The organism is Allobosea psychrotolerans, from assembly GCF_002917105.1.
Classification (GTDB): domain Bacteria; phylum Pseudomonadota; class Alphaproteobacteria; order Rhizobiales; family Beijerinckiaceae; genus Allobosea; species Allobosea psychrotolerans.
Genome location: NZ_PQFZ01000003.1, coordinates 388,368 through 406,574, shown reverse-complemented (window position 1 = coordinate 406,574; position 18,207 = coordinate 388,368). Strand labels below are relative to the sequence as shown.

At 63.7% G+C, this 18,207-nt stretch carries 16 protein-coding genes; 6 read left to right on the top strand and 10 right to left on the bottom strand.

The window, feature by feature from the left end; translation table 11 throughout:
• The first annotated feature begins 510 nt into the window (after nt 1–510).
• Together CYD53_RS29880 and CYD53_RS07635 are read left to right on the top strand one after the other, a co-directional pair.
• Nucleotides 511–2,271: a helix-turn-helix domain-containing protein gene (locus CYD53_RS29880; RefSeq protein ID WP_146055844.1), complete on the top strand. Its 1,761-nt coding sequence runs from the start codon at nt 511–513 to the stop codon at nt 2,269–2,271.
• 128 nt (nt 2,272–2,399) lie between these two features.
• Nucleotides 2,400–3,710, top strand: a complete 1,311-nt coding sequence (locus tag CYD53_RS07635; RefSeq protein WP_103717469.1) for a hypothetical protein — start codon at nt 2,400–2,402, stop codon at nt 3,708–3,710.
• Nucleotides 3,711–4,299: 589 nt separating this feature from the next.
• Here the strand turns inward: CYD53_RS07635 and CYD53_RS07630 are convergent.
• Nucleotides 4,300–4,662 (bottom strand): YidB family protein, encoded by a 363-nt coding sequence (locus CYD53_RS07630; protein ID WP_103717468.1) that lies wholly within the window; start codon nt 4,660–4,662, stop codon nt 4,300–4,302.
• A gap of 84 nt (nt 4,663–4,746) precedes the next feature.
• Nucleotides 4,747–5,019, bottom strand: a complete 273-nt coding sequence (locus tag CYD53_RS07625; RefSeq protein WP_103717467.1) for a PsiF family protein — start codon at nt 5,017–5,019, stop codon at nt 4,747–4,749.
• Nucleotides 5,020–5,293: 274 nt separating this feature from the next.
• Here CYD53_RS07625 and CYD53_RS07620 point away from each other — a divergent pair, with 274 nt between their 5' ends.
• Entirely contained in the window at nt 5,294–6,121 is an 828-nt protein-coding gene (locus CYD53_RS07620; protein ID WP_103717466.1) for an arylamine N-acetyltransferase family protein, read from the top strand.
• Between the two features lie 423 nt (nt 6,122–6,544).
• Here CYD53_RS07620 and CYD53_RS07615 read toward each other — a convergent pair whose 3' ends face one another.
• On the bottom strand, nt 6,545–7,441 hold the full coding sequence (locus CYD53_RS07615; RefSeq protein ID WP_146055843.1) for a dienelactone hydrolase family protein: 897 nt from the start codon (nt 7,439–7,441) through the stop codon (nt 6,545–6,547).
• Nucleotides 7,442–7,945: 504 nt separating this feature from the next.
• Here CYD53_RS07615 and CYD53_RS07610 point away from each other — a divergent pair.
• Complete coding sequence (locus tag CYD53_RS07610; RefSeq protein WP_082358930.1) at nt 7,946–8,101, top strand: DUF1127 domain-containing protein; 156 nt, start codon at nt 7,946–7,948, stop codon at nt 8,099–8,101.
• Nucleotides 8,102–8,325: 224 nt separating this feature from the next.
• Complete coding sequence (gene trmFO / locus CYD53_RS07605) at nt 8,326–9,738, top strand: methylenetetrahydrofolate--tRNA-(uracil(54)-C(5))-methyltransferase (FADH(2)-oxidizing) TrmFO (RefSeq protein WP_103717465.1); 1,413 nt, start codon at nt 8,326–8,328, stop codon at nt 9,736–9,738.
• Nucleotides 9,739–9,931: 193 nt separating this feature from the next.
• Here the strand turns inward: trmFO and CYD53_RS07600 are convergent, their stop codons facing one another.
• The 5 genes from CYD53_RS07600 to yajC all read right to left on the bottom strand — a co-directional run bounded on the left by CYD53_RS07600 (nt 9,932) and on the right by yajC (nt 14,389).
• Entirely contained in the window at nt 9,932–10,840 is a 909-nt protein-coding gene (locus tag CYD53_RS07600; RefSeq protein WP_103717464.1) for a phytoene/squalene synthase family protein, read from the bottom strand.
• 167 nt (nt 10,841–11,007) lie between these two features.
• Nucleotides 11,008–11,385: an Mth938-like domain-containing protein gene (locus CYD53_RS07595; protein ID WP_103717463.1), complete on the bottom strand. Its 378-nt coding sequence runs from the start codon at nt 11,383–11,385 to the stop codon at nt 11,008–11,010.
• Between the two features lie 85 nt (nt 11,386–11,470).
• On the bottom strand, nt 11,471–12,424 hold the full coding sequence (gene secF / locus CYD53_RS07590) for a protein translocase subunit SecF (protein WP_103717462.1): 954 nt from the start codon (nt 12,422–12,424) through the stop codon (nt 11,471–11,473).
• Between the two features lie 29 nt (nt 12,425–12,453).
• On the bottom strand, nt 12,454–14,064 hold the full coding sequence (gene secD / locus CYD53_RS07585) for a protein translocase subunit SecD (protein ID WP_103717461.1): 1,611 nt from the start codon (nt 14,062–14,064) through the stop codon (nt 12,454–12,456).
• Nucleotides 14,065–14,119: 55 nt separating this feature from the next.
• Nucleotides 14,120–14,389 carry a preprotein translocase subunit YajC gene (gene yajC, locus CYD53_RS07580; RefSeq protein WP_103717565.1) on the bottom strand — a complete coding sequence of 90 codons (270 nt, stop codon included), beginning with the start codon at nt 14,387–14,389 and terminating at the stop codon, nt 14,120–14,122.
• 329 nt (nt 14,390–14,718) lie between these two features.
• On the opposite strand from yajC, the gene CYD53_RS07575 reads away from it, so the two are divergent.
• On the top strand, nt 14,719–15,597 hold the full coding sequence (locus tag CYD53_RS07575; RefSeq protein WP_103717460.1) for an ATP-binding protein: 879 nt from the start codon (nt 14,719–14,721) through the stop codon (nt 15,595–15,597).
• Between the two features lie 227 nt (nt 15,598–15,824).
• Here the strand turns inward: CYD53_RS07575 and CYD53_RS07570 are convergent, their stop codons facing one another.
• Together CYD53_RS07570 and CYD53_RS07565 are read right to left on the bottom strand one after the other, a co-directional pair.
• Nucleotides 15,825–17,222: a peptidoglycan DD-metalloendopeptidase family protein gene (locus CYD53_RS07570; protein WP_103717459.1), complete on the bottom strand. Its 1,398-nt coding sequence runs from the start codon at nt 17,220–17,222 to the stop codon at nt 15,825–15,827.
• A 187-nt stretch (nt 17,223–17,409) separates the two neighbouring features.
• Nucleotides 17,410–18,087 (bottom strand): protein-L-isoaspartate O-methyltransferase family protein, encoded by a 678-nt coding sequence (locus CYD53_RS07565; RefSeq protein ID WP_103717458.1) that lies wholly within the window; start codon nt 18,085–18,087, stop codon nt 17,410–17,412.
• Between the last annotated feature and the right edge of the window lie 120 nt (nt 18,088–18,207).

The window sequence follows — 18,207 nt, the reverse complement described above, 5'->3', positions numbered from 1 at the left end:
GATCGCCGACTGGGTCCTCCACCTCTGCCCCGAAGGCGGCGACGGCGGCCGCGAGGTCGTGGCCCAGGGCACGCCGGAGGATGTTGTCCGCATCGGCAAGGGCCACACCGCGCGGTTTCTCAAGGAGGTGCTGGCGCGGCAGCCGATCAAGAAGGGGCGAGGCAGGCGGCGGAGTGAGGGGGCGGCAGACGCCAACTGGTTAGGTAGGTGGTCTTGAGGCGCACGCCACACCCACCTTATTTAAAGCCCTTTATCGTTGAGGGTCCAAGTCGGCCAGCGCCGCGGCCAATGCGAAGGTTGCAGCCAGCAGCTCCATGGAAAAGCCGAACTGAGTTGCTAGCTGCAACGTAGCAGCGCCTACTGCAAACCATTTAGCTTGGTTCATTGTAGCAATCTTCCATCGTTGAGAGATCGCCGTCCGGACGACATCTGTGTGTCGGCCAAATCTACCACTTGCAGCTCCCTGCATTTGCGGATGATGTGCGCAACATATGCGGAGTAAATGCGGAAATGGCCCATCAGACCTTTGGTCAAGCCCTGGGCGAGCTGATCCTACAGAAGCGTCGGGCGCTCGGTCTCACACAAACTCAACTGGCCGAAGACGCCTACAACACCAGTAGCAAGACGCGCCGGATCAGCGAGCTTGAGAGCGGACTCGTCGCTAATCCGCACCTGAAAACAATCGATCCGATCATACTGGCGCTGAAGATTGCGCCCGCAGAGATCGAGGAATGCGCCAAACGTGCCACGAAACAACCGGACAGTGATCTGGATCGTGCTTATCGGGAAGCACGGAATCTGATCGACGCCATCGCTCGGCAATTCGAGCATAGTAAACCCAACGCAAGTCTCGCGGACCTGGACGATTTCCTGCGTGGAAAGGCAGCTGAATGGTCCGCACTACGTAATCGTATCGCCAGCATTGACGTACCAGAAGCGGCTCTTTCGAAACTGAAAGATGACGCAAACATAGCTCTCGCCGAAGGCCAATTTGACAAGGTCGACGAGCTTCTGGCGCATGCTGAGGAACATTACCAAAACGACCGAACCTTGGCCGAGATAAGAAAGCATGCCGCGATCCGCGTTACCCGCGGAGATAACTGCTTGCTTGGCGGGCGGCCTGATACTGCGTTAGCGCATTACCGATCCGCAGCTGAATTCTTTAAGCCCTTCGATGAAAAAGAAATGGCAAAACTCCTGGAGGATTCAGCACATCGGATTTACGAGGTTGCAAAGCGGTCTCTGAACCCTGCGTTCCATCTCGCCATAGAGCTTTTAAAACCACTGCTCGACCTTGATCATGTTAAATCCAGCGCCAGATTGCTTGCTGGGGCCAACTACCGCCTGGGCCTCACTATGCGAAATTATTACCTCTCCAATCCACAAAACGTTGGGAAAAATACTTTAGATAAAGCTATTTTCTACTCGCGCCAAGCTGCGAATTATTCTGGAAATGAGGATGAATCGTTCGACGTTGGTTCGATGAAAGTCAACCTAGCCAATCTTCTTCTGGATCGCGCCAAGTTAGAGAATGGCTCGGAAACCGCGGACGTTACTGAGGCAATATCGTTGCTACAAAACCTTCGTATAAATTTGCGCAACGATAAAAAGGCTCAAGAACTGCGCTCCTATACATGCAATAGCTTGGGCGCTGCGCTTCTGACCTCCCGAAACATCGATGCTCCCATCGACACGAACGAAGCGCTTGACCAAGCCCTCGGCGCCTTTCGCGAGACGCTAGAGATCAGCGAACTTTACTCTGATGCGGAGAACTGGGGAGCGGCTAAAGCCAATATCGGCGGCGTTCTGGCAGAAATGGCCAGCACGAAAAACCTAGAATCTCATAAAGCAAATTTCCTTCGTATTCGGGCCATTTCGGAATTCAATTCGGCCATAGAAACTACATCAGTAATCGCATACCCTCTACACGCCGCCGCGCTTCACGAACTTCTGGCTCGAGTTCTTACAGATCATGCGGTCGCCATTGATAATGAAATCGGTGAAGTATACCTTGTTAGAGCCATTCAAAGCTATGAGATTTCCGGATCGATATTTAATCGCGAACAGCACCCACATAGATGGGCACAGATTCAGGAGCGAATAGGCTCAATTTTTGCTCATCACGCCCGCATGCCGAATGTCACCTCCTCCAAAGAGGATATCGCAAAGGCGATTACCTATCTGGAAGAAGCAGCGGCCGTTTTTGACAAAATTGGCGCGAAAGAAGAAGCAGCAAACAGCCGAGAGAAGATCAATTTATTGCGCAATTAGTTTGCGGTTGTAGATGTAAAACCTGGACAGTTCAGATATTGGGCTTTACACAATTCGTCCGGCGGACGCATTTGCAACCCATACGACGAACGCTATCATGGGGTTCTCGGCAACGGAGAAACAAGCTGATGGCTTATCGGCAGTTGCCGTTAGGGTCGCTGATCGTCAATCCGGCGAACGATCGGCATGGGGAACTTGAAAACGAAACAGCAGCGATCGCGCAACTCTTTGCAACACAGGAGACGCATATGCGGGCTCTTGCAAAAGATCTTGTTGCTAAAGGCGAGGTATTCGAACCACCACTTGTCTACCCAGCCGGCGACGCCTTTATTGTTGCTGACGGAAATCGTCGGACCACTTGCTTGAAATTGCTCGCCTCGCCTCGACGCGCACCGACGATTGAATTGCAGCAGTTCTTTGCAGAACAGCGTCAACAATGGATTGGCAAGTTCCCGGAAAAACTCGAGTGTCGCGTGGAATCGGATCGTGACCGCGTCGACGATATTCTTTATCGACGCCATACCGGCGTCCAAGGCGGTATAGGCCAAAGCACTTGGACAGACCGGATGAAGAACAATTTCGTCATCCGCACGGGCAAAAGTGCAGGGCTGAATGTTGCTGACGAAATTGAAAAACGTTTGCGCGCGGCCAAAATGGCGCCGTTGCGCAGAATTCCTCGCTCCAATCTCAACCGCTTGCTGTCCGCAGAGTCATTACGTAATCGCTTCGGCATTTCGGTTCGCAAAGGTAAGCTGGAACTTATCCGAGATGAGACAGATACACTACGTGCGCTTCAACGAGTGGCGTCAGATATGGCTACTCGCGTCATCACTTTGGATGACGTATGGGATACTGATTCTAAACTAGAATATATTGATCAGTTAGACAGCGAAGGCGTCCTACCAAAAGTCACTCCTAAATTGAAAAATGCGCTATCGGCCGCGGCTGCAGTCCCACCAGTCGCAGCCTCTAAGCCAAATCCGAAGCCGGCAAAGCCGATTATATGGCCGCATCTCATTCCTCATGTCGACTATGGTATCGTTTGGCCGGCGCACTTGCACCGTCATCGAGAGATTTGGGAAGAACTCCAGTTCCGATTGGAGTTGGCATCACACCCCAATGCAATCTCGGTACTGCTGCGGGTTCTACTCGAATTATCGACGGACAATTACATCAGCCGCATTAAGCTGGTCGGCATTCACCCCAACGACAAGTTGGCCAACAAGGTCGCCAAAGTGGCAGCCGATCTTCATACTCAGGGCAAGATCGAGAAGAAATATCTCAGCGTAATCAACAAATTGCAACACGGCGACGCGATCCTGTCCATCGACACGCTGAACCGTTATGTGCACTCACCGAATTTCAATGTCTCTCCCGCTCACCTGAAAATGCTCTGGGCCACATTGGCTGATTATGTGGTGCTCTGCCTGAAGGCTTAGTGCATTCCGTATAGATGAGTGCCACATTCCGGCGCGGACAAAGTTCGCCCGTAGCTAGTCTCCATGCGGCTCCCGCGCCCAGCCGTCATGCTTGGGCTTGTTCCGAGCATCCACGCCTTGCGGCGCTGACACTGGGCGCGAAGACGAGGATGGTCGCGACAACAAGGGCGACCATGACCGACAGGGCACGGCGCCCCCTCATCCGGCGCTGCGCGCCACCTTCTCCCGCCAGGGGAGAAGGGAAAAACTGCAGCGGAAACGCCGGCGGAGATTTTGTGCAGCTGCAGGAACCGCAACGGGGAACCCCTCTCCTGTAAGGAGAGGGGCAGGGGTGAGGTGTCGGCCCCTGGACCAGTTGCGTGGCGTCCTTACCGTCATTGCGAGCGAAGCGAAGCAATTCAGGGGAGGTAGAGCAAGCCCTCCTGGATTGCTTCGCTTCGCTCGCAATGACGATGGAGCAGCGGTGAGGTTACGGCCACGGCGTCAAACGGCCGACACCTCACCCTACCCACTCCTTACAGGAGATGGTTCCCGCGCTCGCTGGTTTACAGGCAGGGGAACGAATTTCCCCGCCCCTCGCCAAACCCGCTCACGCGTGCGGCTGCAAGGCGCCGTTCGGGCTCAGCGCATTGATCAGCGTCGGAAGATGGGCGGCGAGGAAGCCGGCCACCTCGTCGGGCGAGCGATTGAAGGTCGAGGCGATCTTGCCGATGATGGTGTCGCCGAGCGCCGCCTCGATCTGGTCCCCCGTCACCGGCTGGTTGGCGCCGCTGCCGAGCCAGGAGGCGACCTGTGGGCCAAGACCCGAGGCCTGCAATTTCTCGAGCAGGCCCTGCAGCGAGCCGAGGCTGGTGCTGGCCAGGGCCTTCGACAGCAACTCGGGCAGAAACTGCGCCTCCGCCTGTTCGACGAGGCCGCCAAGGGCGCCCTTCAACCCATCAAGCAAACTCATCTCGCCCCACCCCTTTATGCCTCGCAACCCCAAAAAGGCCCGCCGCCGCGAGACGGCGCACGGGCCCAGATCACGCTATTTGACTCAGGCTTTCTTGCAGGCGTCGCGGAATTTCTTGCGCGCCTTGCCGTGCAGCCCCTTCTGGTCGGCCTGTACAGAGCATTCCTTGGATTTTGCCGTCCGCGTCGCGGGAGCCGCGGCGGCAGGCTTGGTAGCAGCAGGCTTGGCAGCAGCAGGGGCCGTGGTCGTAGCAGGCGCGGTCACCGCCGGCGTGGCGGGCGTCGTCTGCGCGCCGGCAAACGACATCGACATCAAAAGCAGGCCGGCAGCGCCTGAGAGAATTGAGACGTGTTTCATGATGAACCTCGCTCGGCTTGCCCGATATCGGACAGCGAATGCCAAGACATGACTTGATAGAGGCAGAATTCAGGCATGCCTGCGTCGCCTGAGCGAAGTCTTCGCAAGCGCCTTGCTGCCGCAACGGAAGTTTTCGCCAGGCAGGTACTTAGCCAGGCTGCCCTCGCCCGGCGAGCTCGCGCCCGCGATTTGCGCGGAGCCGCCGCAAGGCGCAATCCTCCCCGGGGTTCCCGACTCGCCGCAGCCTGGGAACGCTGCAACCGACGAGACGATCATGCCTCAAAGCGCCGCCCTCTCCGCCCCGGACCTTGCCGCCTATCTCGCCCGGATCGGCTATGACGGCGCGGTCGCCCCGACGCGCGCCGCGCTGAACGCGCTGCATCTCCTGCACCCGCAGGCGATCCCCTTCGAGAATCTCGACCCGCTTTCGGGCCGCACGCCGCCGCTCGACCTGCCGGCGCTCGTCGCGAAACTCGTGCAGTCCCGACGCGGCGGCTATTGCTTCGAGCAGAACACCTTGTTCAAGGCGGTGCTGGAGGCCTTCGGCTTCAAGGTCGTGCAGATGTCTGGCCGCGTCATGCTCGGCAAACCCGAGGAGGCGCAGGTCGCGCGCACCCACAAGGTGCTGCGCCTGACCTGCGAGGGCCAGGACCTGCTCTGCGATATCGGCCTCGGCGGCCAGGTCCTGACCGGCCCGATGCGGCTCGTCCCCGAAATCGAGCAGCAAACCCCGCACGAGCCCTACCGGCTCGACCGCAGCGGCGAGATCTGGTGGCTGCGCGCAAAGGTCGCCGGCGAATGGCGCCTGATCTACCGCTTCACCCTCGACGAGACCTGGCCGATCGACGACCAGGTCGCCAACCACTACGTCGCGACCCACCCCGCCTCGCATTTCACCTACAGCCTGATCGCCGCCCGCGTGCTGCCGAAGGGCCGGCTCGCCTTGCTGAACCGGCGCTTGACGGAGCACCGGCTGGGCGAGCCGTCGGTCATCCAGGAGATCGCGGATGGCGACGCGCTCAGGGCCGTGCTGGCCCAGCGCTTCGGGATCGAGCTCGGGAATGAGGCCTGGGCGAAGGCGGCGGGCAATATCGCGGGGTGAGCGCGGACGCCGCGCCTTGCCCGCGCAGGCCGGGATGAGCGGCACCACGTCCCGCGAGCCAGATCCAAGGATGCCGGGCAGCACCGCAGCATCGGCCTGTCGTCGATGGCTTTCGCCCAGTTTGGCGGGGCGCCTCAGGAATGCCGGACGTTCAGGGACCGTGTCTCATGCGCATGCGCGCTCGAGAATGGCGGAAGCATCTATCCCGACCCTCACCGTCCCGGCCACATGCGCTGGCGGTCGGCGAAACGCGGCACCGCGGCGCATATGGCCTTCATGAACTGCACCAGCATGAGAAGCTTCCGCTGACGGGCAGAGCGGGGCCTCAGCCCCTCTCGCATCCGGAAAAGGCGCCGACTTCGGGCTGCCTTTCCTTATCCCATCCAAGGGAAGGAAAAGCGGCCTACTTGGATAAGCCCAGGCTCACGCCACCCCGTAGGTCTTGAACCAGGCCAGCATCCGGGCCCAGCCGTCATCGGCCGCCGCCTTGCGGTAGCTCGGGCGATAATCGGCATGGAAGCCGTGCGGCGTGTCCGGATAGATCATGATCTCGACCGTCTTGCCGGCCGCCTTGGCGGCGTCGCGCTGCTTCTCGACATCGGCCACCGGGATGCCGGTGTCGGCGGCGCCATAGAGACCCAGCACCGGGGCCTTGAGCTCGCCGACCACATCGGCGGCCGTCCTGGGCTGGATGTCGCTGCGGTTGCCGCCGAGCGGGCCGTACCAGGCGACGCCGGCCTTGAGAGCCGGATTATGGGCGCAGTAGAGCCAGACGCCGCGCCCGCCTCGGCAGAAGCCGGTGACGCCGAGCTTCTGGATATTGCCCTTCGAGCTCGCCGCGGCCCAGGCGGCGGCCGCGTCGAGATCCGACAGCATCTCGGCGTCGGGCTTCTTCGCGATCACATCGCGCACGATCTGCTGCACATCGGTCATCTTCGTGAGATCGCCCTGCCGGGCAAACAGCTCGGGCGCGACGGCGCAATAGCCGAGCTTGGCGAGGCGGCGGCAGGTGTCCTTGATATATTCGTGGACGCCGAATATCTCCTCGATCACGAGGATGACCGGGAACGGCCCTGCCCCGCTCGGCATGGCCCGGTAGCCCGGCATCATGCCGTCGCTGGTCGGGATCTTGACCTCGCCGGCCTCGAGCCCCGTTGCATCCGTGGAAATGGTCTGGCCCTGCACCACGGTGGTGGCGGCGGTGAAGCCGGTGACCAGCCCGGTCATGACGAAGCCGCGGCGCGAGAAGGGCTCGCGCACGAGGCCGTCGAGTCCCTCCAGCAGGGGTTTGGCGGCTTTCGCGCTGGTGCTGCTCGTCATGGCGGTTCCTCGCATGTCTGAAGGGGCGGCAGAGTGCGGCGGCGCGGATGCACTGCCAAGGGGCGGAATCGGCGCAATCGGGCGCAAATGGTCACAGCTGCGTGATCGCAAGGCCGTCGAGCGCGGAAAACGTGATTCTTTTCGCGCAAAACCGTCCGCCTGGCTCCTGCTCCCCTTGCGTCACCCCGCCGACCCGGCCCTCACGCATGGACTGAGCAGGTGCAGCATGCCTGTAAAGAAGGCAAAGCAGCGTTCTGTTAACGACCAAGCGCTCGAATGGCGATGAAATAGGCAGAATCGGATCGCCCTTGATGGGCTAGCCAGACCCTCACCGCGGGACAACGCCCGATTTATGAAGCATTTCTTAAATCGACATGCGCAAAGCGCATAACGGAACTGATCTAGCGCCTCTGTTTCAGGCAAGGGTGCTCCCATATATGCAGTGCACAACGAATTCATCGCTGTCAGGGCCAAAAGGCCCCGAAAAAACCGAGGACTTTCACCATGTTCGTCACCATGATCGCTGCCAAGATCCGCTCTTATCTTCGTTACCGTGAGACCGTTCGCGAGCTGTCGCGCCTGACCGACCGCGAGCTGGACGATCTCGGCCTGTCGCGTTCGGAAATCGCTTTCGTCGCGCGGACCCACGCCGCCGTCTGAGCCTTCACGGCTTCTACAAGTAGTTCTCCCGGGTTCGTGTCCTCCCCTCGGACCTGGTCGAAGAGCGAATGCCCGCTTTCGAGCGGGCATTTTGCGTTTTGGGCCCTGCCTGCGGTCCGATCGCGGCTCCACGGCGGCGAAAGCCGCCGGCCGATTGCCGGATAAGCTCGCGCAAGGTCGATCCGTCTCTTGACCGCGCGCGCCTGTAGCGACACATCGCTGGCATGACAGTCAAACCCATACACATCATCGGCGGCGGCCTTGCCGGTTCCGAAGCCGCCTGGCAGATCGCGGAGGCCGGCGTGCCGGTCGTGCTGCACGAGATGCGGCCGGTGCGCGGCACCGAGGCGCACAAGACGGAAGGCCTGGCCGAGCTCGTCTGCTCCAATTCCTTCCGCTCCGACGATTCGCTGAGCAATGCGGTCGGGCAGCTCCACTGGGAGATGCGCCGGCTCGGTTCGGTGATCATCGCCAAGGGCGACGCGCATCAGGTGCCGGCCGGCGGCGCGCTCGCGGTCGACCGCGACGGCTTCTCGCAAGCCGTGACGGCCGCGCTCGAAGGCCATCCGCTGATCACGATCGACCGCGCCGAGATCGCCGGCCTACCCCCAGTCGACTGGGACAATGTCATCATCGCGACCGGCCCCCTCACCTCGCCGGCGCTGGCGCAAGGCATCCAGTCGCTCACCGGCGAGGATTCGCTCGCCTTCTTCGACGCCATCGCGCCGATCGTGCATTTCGACTCCGTCGACATGGACCAGGCCTGGTTCCAGTCGCGCTACGACAAGGTCGGCCCGGGCGGCACCGGCGCCGACTACATCAACTGCCCGCTCGACCGCGACCAGTACGAGGCCTTCATCGACGCCCTGCTCGCCGCCGAGAAGACCGAGTTCAAGGAATGGGAGGGCACGCCCTATTTCGACGGCTGCCTGCCGATCGAGGTCATGGCCGAGCGCGGCCGCGAGACCTTGCGCTGGGGACCGATGAAGCCGGTCGGGCTGACCAACAAGCACAACCCGACGGTCAAGGCCTATGCGGTGGTGCAATTGCGCCAGGACAATGCGCTGGGCACGCTGTTCAACATGACCGGCTTCCAGACCAAGCTGAAATATGGCGAGCAGGCCGCGATCTTCCGGATGATCCCGGGGCTGCAGAACGCCGAATTCGCCCGGCTCGGCGGCATCCACCGCAACACCTATCTGAACTCGCCGAAGCTGCTCGACGAGCGGCTGCGCCTGAAGGCCGATCCACGCCTGCGCTTCGCCGGCCAGATCACCGGCTGCGAGGGCTATGTCGAGAGCGCCGCGATCGGCCTGCTGGCGGGGCGCATGGCCGCGGCCGAGCGCCTCGGCCGGGACCTCGCTTTGCCGCCCGCGACGACGGCGCTGGGCGCGCTGGTCAACCACATCACCGGCGGCCATATCGTCACCATCGACGAGGGCCCGCGCTCCTTCCAGCCGATGAACATCAATTTCGGCCTGTTCCCGCATATCGAGGGCCAGGCGACGCATGGCCCCGACGGCAAGAAGCTCAAGGGTCCAGCCAAGAGCGTCGCGCGCAAGCACGCACTGACGGCAAGGGCGAAGGCGGAGATGGAGGCCTGGGCGGGCGGGGTCGAGGTTCAGGCGGCGGAGTAGTGCTGTCTCAACGACACGCCGCGTCATTCCGGGGCAGGCCGCAGGCCTGAGCCCGGAACCCAGAACCGATGCGCTTTTTCATCGAGGCGTTGGTATCCGAGGCTTACCCTGGAACCCTCATCGGTTCTGGGTTCCGGGCTCTTCGCTACGCGAAGCCCCGGAATGACGGCAGTGATGTCATGAACGACAGCGGCTACCGCGCCGCCTTCGCCGCCCGCCAGATCGTCCATTGCCGCCGCCAGGCCGGCAGCGCGATGATCGTGCGATAGGGGTCGTAGCCGCTGCGCTCCATGCGCTTGAGATAGGGCTCGACCAGCGCGACGGGCAGGAAGGCGGGCGCGACCGCCGAGGGCACCGTCTCGCGCATCTCGCGCAGCTTCTTGAGATGCCTGCGCGCGATCTCGCGCAGTTCCTTCAGCGAATAGAGCACGCCCGGCCCGCCGCGCCCGCGCACGATATCGTCGCGGGTCACGCCGTTGCGGGCGAGGATATCGGCCGGGATGTAGACCTGTCCTGCCGCCGAGTGCCACGGAAAGGCCCGCATCAGCCCGCACAGCGCATAGGCGACGCCGGCATGGCCGCAAGCCGCCGCGCCGCCCGGATCGGTGCCATTGGCCAGCACGATCGAGGCGAGCCGGATCAGGGCGCTCGAGGTCTCCCCGGCATAGCCTTCAAGGTCGCGCAAGGACGGCATCGGGTCGTCATAGAGATCGAAGATGCGCGCCTCGATCAGCCCCGTCAGCGGCGCGATCGGCAGACGGTAGCGCGCGACGGCGTCGAGCAGCGCGGCCGCGACGGGGTGGGCCTGGCCCTCGCGTTTGCCGCCCTGGTCATTGGCCTCGTTCTCAAGCAGGTCGCGCCACCATTGCATGCGCACCTCGCCCGGCAGCGGCTCGCTGACCAGAGCTCGCACGCGGGCGATCTCATGGCTGAAGGCATAGAGTGCAAACAGCGCCGGCCGCTGCGCCTCGGGCGCGTAAAGGGTCGTGATATAGCGGTCATGGTCATGCTCGCGCACCAGCGCGGCGCAATGCGCATAAGCCTCCGGCAGGGCCGGCGCCACGGTCTTGGAACGATCGTCGGTTTGCGTCGTCTGCGGCATGGTTTCCGCCTTGGCCAGCTCTCGGAGGGAAGGCCTCGATCCTAAAAGTTGAGAGCATTGCTCATGCGAAAAACCGGTGCTCACTTTTTCGCGCAATGCTCTCGCTCGCCCCTCAGTCTAGGCCCAGGATGGGTGCGTGGCTATGCGTTCGTCGTCATGGCAGGCGCTCAATCAACCGCGATCAATGCCGCAGCCACCCGCCTGTCCTCGCCGACCAGCACGTTGTAAGTGCGCGCCGCAGCCCCAGTCGCCATGCCCTCGATGGTGATTCCAGCCTCGCGGAACGCCTCGCGCAGGGATGCGGGGATGAAGGCGATGTCGTGCCCGGTGCCGATCAGCAGGAAATCGATGCCCTCGGCCTCGTCGAGGACCTGCTGCAGGCTCTCGCGCGTGATCCCGGCAAAGGCCGTCACCGGCCAGATCCGGATGCCTGCCGGCGTCGCCAGGATCGAGCCGCGATGGCTCATATCGGCAAAGCGGAAGCCGCCGGCGCCGAAAGCGTCGATCTGATGCCGGCCCGGAACGAAACCGTCGAAGCGCGCCATGATCGATCCATTCCAGTCCAACCACGGCCCTCATCCTTCGAGGCGCCGTGACGTGGCGCCTCAGGGCGAGGACCAAGGCGCGAAATCAGGCTTTGGCCTTGGCCTTTGTGGCGGCGGGAGCCTTCTCCTCGGCGCTTTCCGGGCGGCCGAAGCGCACATCCATGTAGAGCAGAACCGGCGTCGAGACGAACATCGCCGAATAGGTGCAGACGACGACCCCAAAGAGCATGACGAGCGCGAAACCCTCGATCGCCGTGCCGCCGAAGAAGACCAGCGCCAGCAGCGACAGGAAGGTCGTCGTCGCGGTCATCGCCGTGCGCGAAAGCGTCGAATTCACGGAGAGGTCGAGCAACTCGTCGATCGGCATCGTCTTGTAGCGGCGCAGCAATTCGCGCGTGCGGTCGAACACCACCACCGTCTCGTTCAAGGAATAGCCGACGATGGTCAGGATCGCCGCAATCGACGTCAGGTTGAATTCGAGTTGTGTGATCAGGAAGAAGCCGATCGTCAGGACGATATCGTGCAGCGTGCCCAGGATCGCGCCGATGGCAAGCGGCATCTCGAAGCGGAACCAGAGATAGATCAGCACGCCGACGATCGCGAGCACGACGCCGAGCGTGCCGGCCTGGACCAGCTCGCCTGACACACGCGGGCCGACCGTCTCGACACGGCGGAAGTCATAATTCGCCGAGAACGCCTCGCGCGCCTTGACGACAACCGCCTGCTGGGCCGCCTCGCCGCCCGCCTGCAAGGCGAAGCGCATCGAGATATCGCCGGCTGTGCCGAATTCCTGCACCTCGGCCTCGCCGAAGCCCAGGCCATGGGCGGTCGAGCGGACCTGGGCGATCTCGGCCTTGCCATCCTTGGCCTGCATCTCGATCAGCGTGCCGCCCTTGAAGTCGATGCCGTAATTCAGGCCGACAGTCAGGAACAGGACGAGCGTCAGGATCGAATAGGCGGCCGAGAACGGATAGCTGAAGCGCCGGAAGCGGACGAATTTGAAGCGGGTATTGTCGGGAACGATGCGAAGCAGACGCATGCGCTATCTCCTGAAAAGGGTTGGCAGCGTCAGAACGGCAGATGCTTGGGCCGAGCCAAGCGATACCACAGCGCGATCAGCATCCGCGTCAGCGTCACGGCCGTGATCACGGTCGTCAGGATGCCGAGGATGAAGACGACCGCAAAGCCGCGCACCGGTCCGGAGCCGAGCGAGAACAGCGCCACGGCCGCGATCAGCATGGTGACGTTGGAATCGATGATGGTGGCGAAGGCGCGCTGAAAGCCAGCCTCCAGAGCCGAGACCAGCGGGCGGCCCTGATGCTCCTCCTCGCGCATGCGCTCATAGATCAGCACGTTGGAATCGACCGCCGTGCCGATGGTGAGCACGATGCCGGCGATGCCCGGCAGCGTCATGGTCGCGCCCAGCACCGACATCAGCCCGAAGATCAGGCAGACATGGACGAGCAGCGCGATCGAGGCGATCAACCCGAACACGCCATAGGTCGCGAGCATGTAGAGGATCACCAGCGCGGTTGCGATCAAGGTCGCGAGCTTGCCGGCATGGATCGAATCGGCGCCGAGGCCGGGGCCGACGGTGCGCTCCTCGACGATCGTCATCTTCGCCGGCAATGCGCCTGCGCGCAGCAGGATGGCGAGATTGTTGACGCTCTCGACGGTGAAGTTGCCTGAGATCTGGCCGGAGCCGCCGGTGATCGGCGACTGCACCACCGGAGACGAGATCACCTCGTCATCAAGCACGATGGCGAGCGCGCGTCCCAGATTCTCGGTCGTCGCCTGGCCGAAGCGCTGCGCGCCGCGGATGTTGAAGCGGAAATTGACGATCGGCTGGCTGGTGCGGGAATCGAAGGCCGGCTGGGCGTCGATCAGATCGGCGCCCTCGACGATGACCTGCCGGCTGACCGGGATGCGCTGGCCGCCATTATCCTTCGAGGGCAGCATGTCGACATCGGTCGCGCCCGGCTCCGCCACGAAGCGGAACTGCAGTTTTGCCGTCTGGCCCAGGATGGTCTTGAGGTGCTGCGGATCCTGCAGCCCCGGAACCTGGACGAGAATCCGGTCGATGCCCTGAAGCTGGATGCTGGGCTCGACCGTACCGTCGGGATCGATGCGGCGGCGGATGACTTCGATCGCCTGTCCCGCGGCGCGGCGGATGCGCTCATTGATGCCCGCCTCGGTCACCGAGAGCTGAACCAGCCCGTCGGGCTGCTCCGTCACCTCCAGCGTGCTGTTGCTGGACGGTCCGAAGGCGCCCAGCGTACCGACGGGCTGAGCGAGTTCACGCAGCTTTGGCAGCAGCTTGGCGCGGTCGGCGGCCTCGGGAACGCGCACCTGCACGCCGCGCGCGATCGTGCCGATACCGCCCTGGAAGCTGATGCGCTCCTCGCGCAGGATGCGGCGCAGATCGTCGCGCAGCTGCGTCACCTGGCTGCGGATCAGGTCGCTCCGGTCGATTTCCAGCAGCACATGCGAGCCGCCCTGCAGGTCGAGCCCGAGCACGACAGCGTGGATCGGCAGCAGGATGCGCGGAATCCAGGACGGCGCGCCGTTCTTGATCGCGTCTCGGGTCTGCTGGGAAAACAGGTTCGGCAGCGCAAGACCGCAACCGAAGAACAGCACGAGAAGGACGACGATGACCTTGCGGGCCTGGAAACGAAGCATCTGCTTGAACAGCCTTGTTGTCGCGCGCCGGCTCGCTTTGGAGCCGGTGCGTCGTTCAGCTCTTGACCGGCTCGCCCTTGGCGCGCACTTCCGAGATCATGCCCTTGACCAGCCGGACGCGCACGCCCTCGGCGATCTCGGCCTCGATCTCGCCGTCATCGATGACCTTCGACACCTTGGCGACGATGCCGCCCGAAGTGACCACCGTGTCGCCGCGGCGAACGTTCTTGATCATCTCCTGATGCGACTTCACCCGCTTCTGCTGCGGGCGGATGATCAGGAACCACATGATGACGAAGATCAGAACGAACGGCACCAGCGACATCAGCACGTCGGAGGAACCGCCGCCGAGGCCTTGAGCGAAAGCAGGGGTGATCACGAATAGGCTCCTTCATCGCGGCGGCGCAAAAGGCCACCGGCCGCGGGGCGCGGCAAAAGCATCGTCAGGCTTGTCAAAATCGCGCGGACTATAGCCACGGACGCCGGTAAATCAATCTGAGAGCAGCCGGACATCCAGCCGCGCCCCCCACCTATGGGCTTGCCATCATTCGCGCAATGGCCTTGCGCTTTGCAGCGAGGTGCAGTTTACCGGATTGTCGAACCGTACCGTCGGGTACGGCTGCCGCGGCTCACCTGTTTCAAGGCGCTTTCCAGATGACCGACACCGCTACCGACCAGACGCTCGCGACGCTCCTGCGCATCGCCTCCGCCCTGGAGCGCATCGCTCCCCCCTCCCGCAAGCCGGCTGATCTGACAGTGGCCGACGCTTTCGTCTGGCACCCGGCTGGGGCGGAGCTTGCGCCCGTCGCCAGGGTCAACCGGGTGGCGCTCTCGCTGTTGCGCGGCGTCGACCGCGTCCGCGACACTTTGGCCGAGAACACCGAGCGCTTCGCGCGCGGCCTGCCCGCCAACAACGTCCTGCTCTGGGGCGCGCGCGGCATGGGCAAGTCCTCCCTGGTCAAGTCGGTCCATGCCGACACCAACACGCGGCTCAAGGACAAGGCGCTGCCGCTGAAGCTGATCGAGATCCATCGCGAGGACATCGAGAGCCTGCCCGTGCTGATGGCGCTGCTGCGGGCGGACCGGCACCGCGCCATCGTGTTCTGCGACGATCTCTCCTTCGATGGCGACGACACCTCATACAAATCGCTGAAGGCGGCGCTGGACGGCGGCGTCGAGGGCCGGCCCGAGAACGTCGTATTCTACGCCACCTCGAATCGCCGGCATCTGATGCCCCGCGACATGATGGACAATGAGCGCTCGACCGCGATCAACCCCGGCGAAGCGATCGAGGAAAAGGTCTCGCTGTCGGACCGATTCGGCCTCTGGCTCGGCTTCCACAAATGCAGCCAGGACGAGTATCTGGCGATGATCGACGGCTATGTCGGCCATTTCGGCCTTAAGGTCGCGCCCGAGGACTTGCGTCGCGAGGCGCTGGAATGGGCGACGACGCGCGGCTCCCGCTCGGGCCGCACCGCCTGGCAATACATCCAGGACCTGGCCGGGCGGCTGGGGAAGAGGCTGGAGGGGTGAGGCGCGGCTGACAGCGTCATTCTCCGGCGCAGCTCCGAGGATCTCAGCCAGGATGAGGCGAGAATATGAGATGGCCGGGTCAAGCCCGGCCATGACGTCAGTGCTCAAAGCAATAGCGGGGCGGCCTTTCCTGGGACCGCCCCGCCTTGTTCCGATCGGTGGGGTCTCGCGGGTACCGATCGAATTCCGGGATCTGGAATTCCAGGATCTCGAATTTCCAGGATCGCTTAGTTGTTCAGGTAAGGCGTCGGATCGACCGGCGCGGAGCCCTTGCGCAGCTCGAAATGCAGCTGCGGCGAGGAGACGTTGCCGGACTGGCCGGAATTGGCGACGACCTGGCCTCGCTTGACCGTGTCGCCGCGCTTGACCTTCAGATCGCCGTTATGGGCATAGGCCGAGACATAGCCGTTGGGGTGGCGGATCAGCACCAGATTGCCGTAGCCCTTCAGCTCGCTGCCGGCGTAGGCGACGGTGCCGCCTTCGGCCGCCTTCACCGGCGTGCCTTCCGGCACGGCGATGTTGATGCCCTCATTGCCGCCCTTGCCGCTATAGCCGCTGATGACACGGCCACGCGCCGGCCAGCGGAAATCGGCCTTGTCGGAGGCAGCCTCCTCGGCGGGCTGCTTGGGCAGGCTTGCGGTAACAACGGGCTCAGGCGCTGCCTTCGGCACAGCAGTGACCTTGGGCTCGGCGGCAGGCGCGCTGGCGACCACCACTGGCTTCGCCTTCTCGGGCGCAGGCTTCTTCACCTCGGCAACGACCGGCTTGGCGACAGCCGCGACAGGAGCCGCCGCGACGGTCGTCTTACGCGCCTCGGCCTTCGCCTTGGCCTCGGCTGCGAATTTGGCGCGCGATTCGCGCATCGCCTGCGCGTCAGTTGCGGCTTTGGTCTTGGCCTGGGCAGCCTCGGTCGCCTTGGACTCGGCCGCAGCGCTCGCCTTGGCTTCGGCGACAGCCTTGGCCCTGGCGGTCGCGCTGGCCGGCATGGCGGGAGCCGCGATGCGGGCCGCAGGAGCTGTCGGCGTCGCGGCCGGCGGCGCGAGGTTGCGGGCAGGCTCCGGCCGGGCGTCGCTTTGAACCTGCGCGCTCTGGGCGAATTGCTGCCGCGCGGCCGGGGCCGAAGCTGCATTGGCGTTATAAACGGGAATGGTCAGGCGCGAGCCCGGCGCGATAGTGGGGCTCGAAAGCCCGTTCGCGGAGATCAGCGCGGCACGCGGCACGCCATAACGCGAGGAGATCATGTCGAGCGTCTCGCCCTGGGCGACGACGATCGGCGTGCCACCCTGCGCAGACCACCCCGAGGCGTTGCCGCCGGTGGGGGCCGGAGCCGTATTGCGCAGCGCCACGGCCGATTGCGGCGGCGGCAGCGGCTGCGAGCGGACCGAGGCTATGACCGGGGCGGATGGCGGGTTCAGCGGCGTGCTGGCGACGCGGCCGATCGAACCGGTGGTCGCAGGATCGCGCATGGGCGGGGCCGCCTGGGCGCTCTTGAAGGGGCTGGAGAAGGGCGCGTCAGAGAAGCGCATCGTCTCCGAGGAACAGGCGCTGACGCCCAGGGCAAGCAGGCAGACCGTCGACACGCGAAGGACGACGCTGGGCTGGCCCGATCCGACTAGAATACGCATGGCAACCTGGCTACGCATGGACTGGCACTCGCGAACAACGCAACTCGATGGGGAGCATTAAAGCCCCGTTCAGGTTACGAAAGCGTTTCGCCCTCTCCCGCCATGTTCGATTTTCTGCGCGGCTCCCGAACGTTTTCGCGCGAAGCCGATATCAGCTCGCGTGAAGAAAGCGCGCTAGAACAAAAGCCTAGAGCGCCCGCGCCAGGCCCGGCGCGAGCGGCGGCAGGCGCACCACCGGCCCCATGGCATGGTCGAAGCTGCCATCGGCAGCCTTCGTCACCACGACCCGGCGCGCGACACCCTCGACGCGCAGGGCCCCGACGAGCCGCCCGCCCGGCGAAAGCCGCATCAACAGCGCCTCGGGCACGGCATGGGCGACGCCATTGACCAGGATGCGGTCGAAGCGGCCGAGCGTCCGGTCCGGCTGGAACCCGTCGGCATGGCGCAGATCGACCGACTGGCCATAGCCATTGCCACTGACGCGCTCATGCGCGGCCAGCGCCAGCGTGCGGTAGCGCTCCAGCGAGACGACCTCGCCGCCCATCGCGGCCAGCAGCGCCGAAACATAGCCGGAGCCGGTGCCGACCTCGAGCACGCGGGCCGAGGGCTGCATCTCGAGTGCGGTCAGGAGGGCGGCGACCGTGTGCGGCGCCGTCATGGTCTGTCCGCAGGGCAGCGGCACCGAGACGTCCTGGCGCGCCAGGTCGGCAAAGCGCGACGGCGCGAAACGCTCGCGCGGCACTCTTTCCATGGCGCGCAGCACGGTGAGATCGCGCACGCCCTGCGCCCGCAGCGACAAAAGGAAGGCGACGGTGCGCTCGCCCTCGCTTGCGACCACCTCTTCGATCGGAACGTCTTCTCTCATCGCCGGCAATCCACCTCAGCCCTCATCCTGAGGAGCGGGCGTCAGCCCGCGTCTCGAAGGATGCTCCAGAGCGCGCTGGAACATCCTTCGAGACGCCGCTGCGCGGCTCCTCAGGATGAG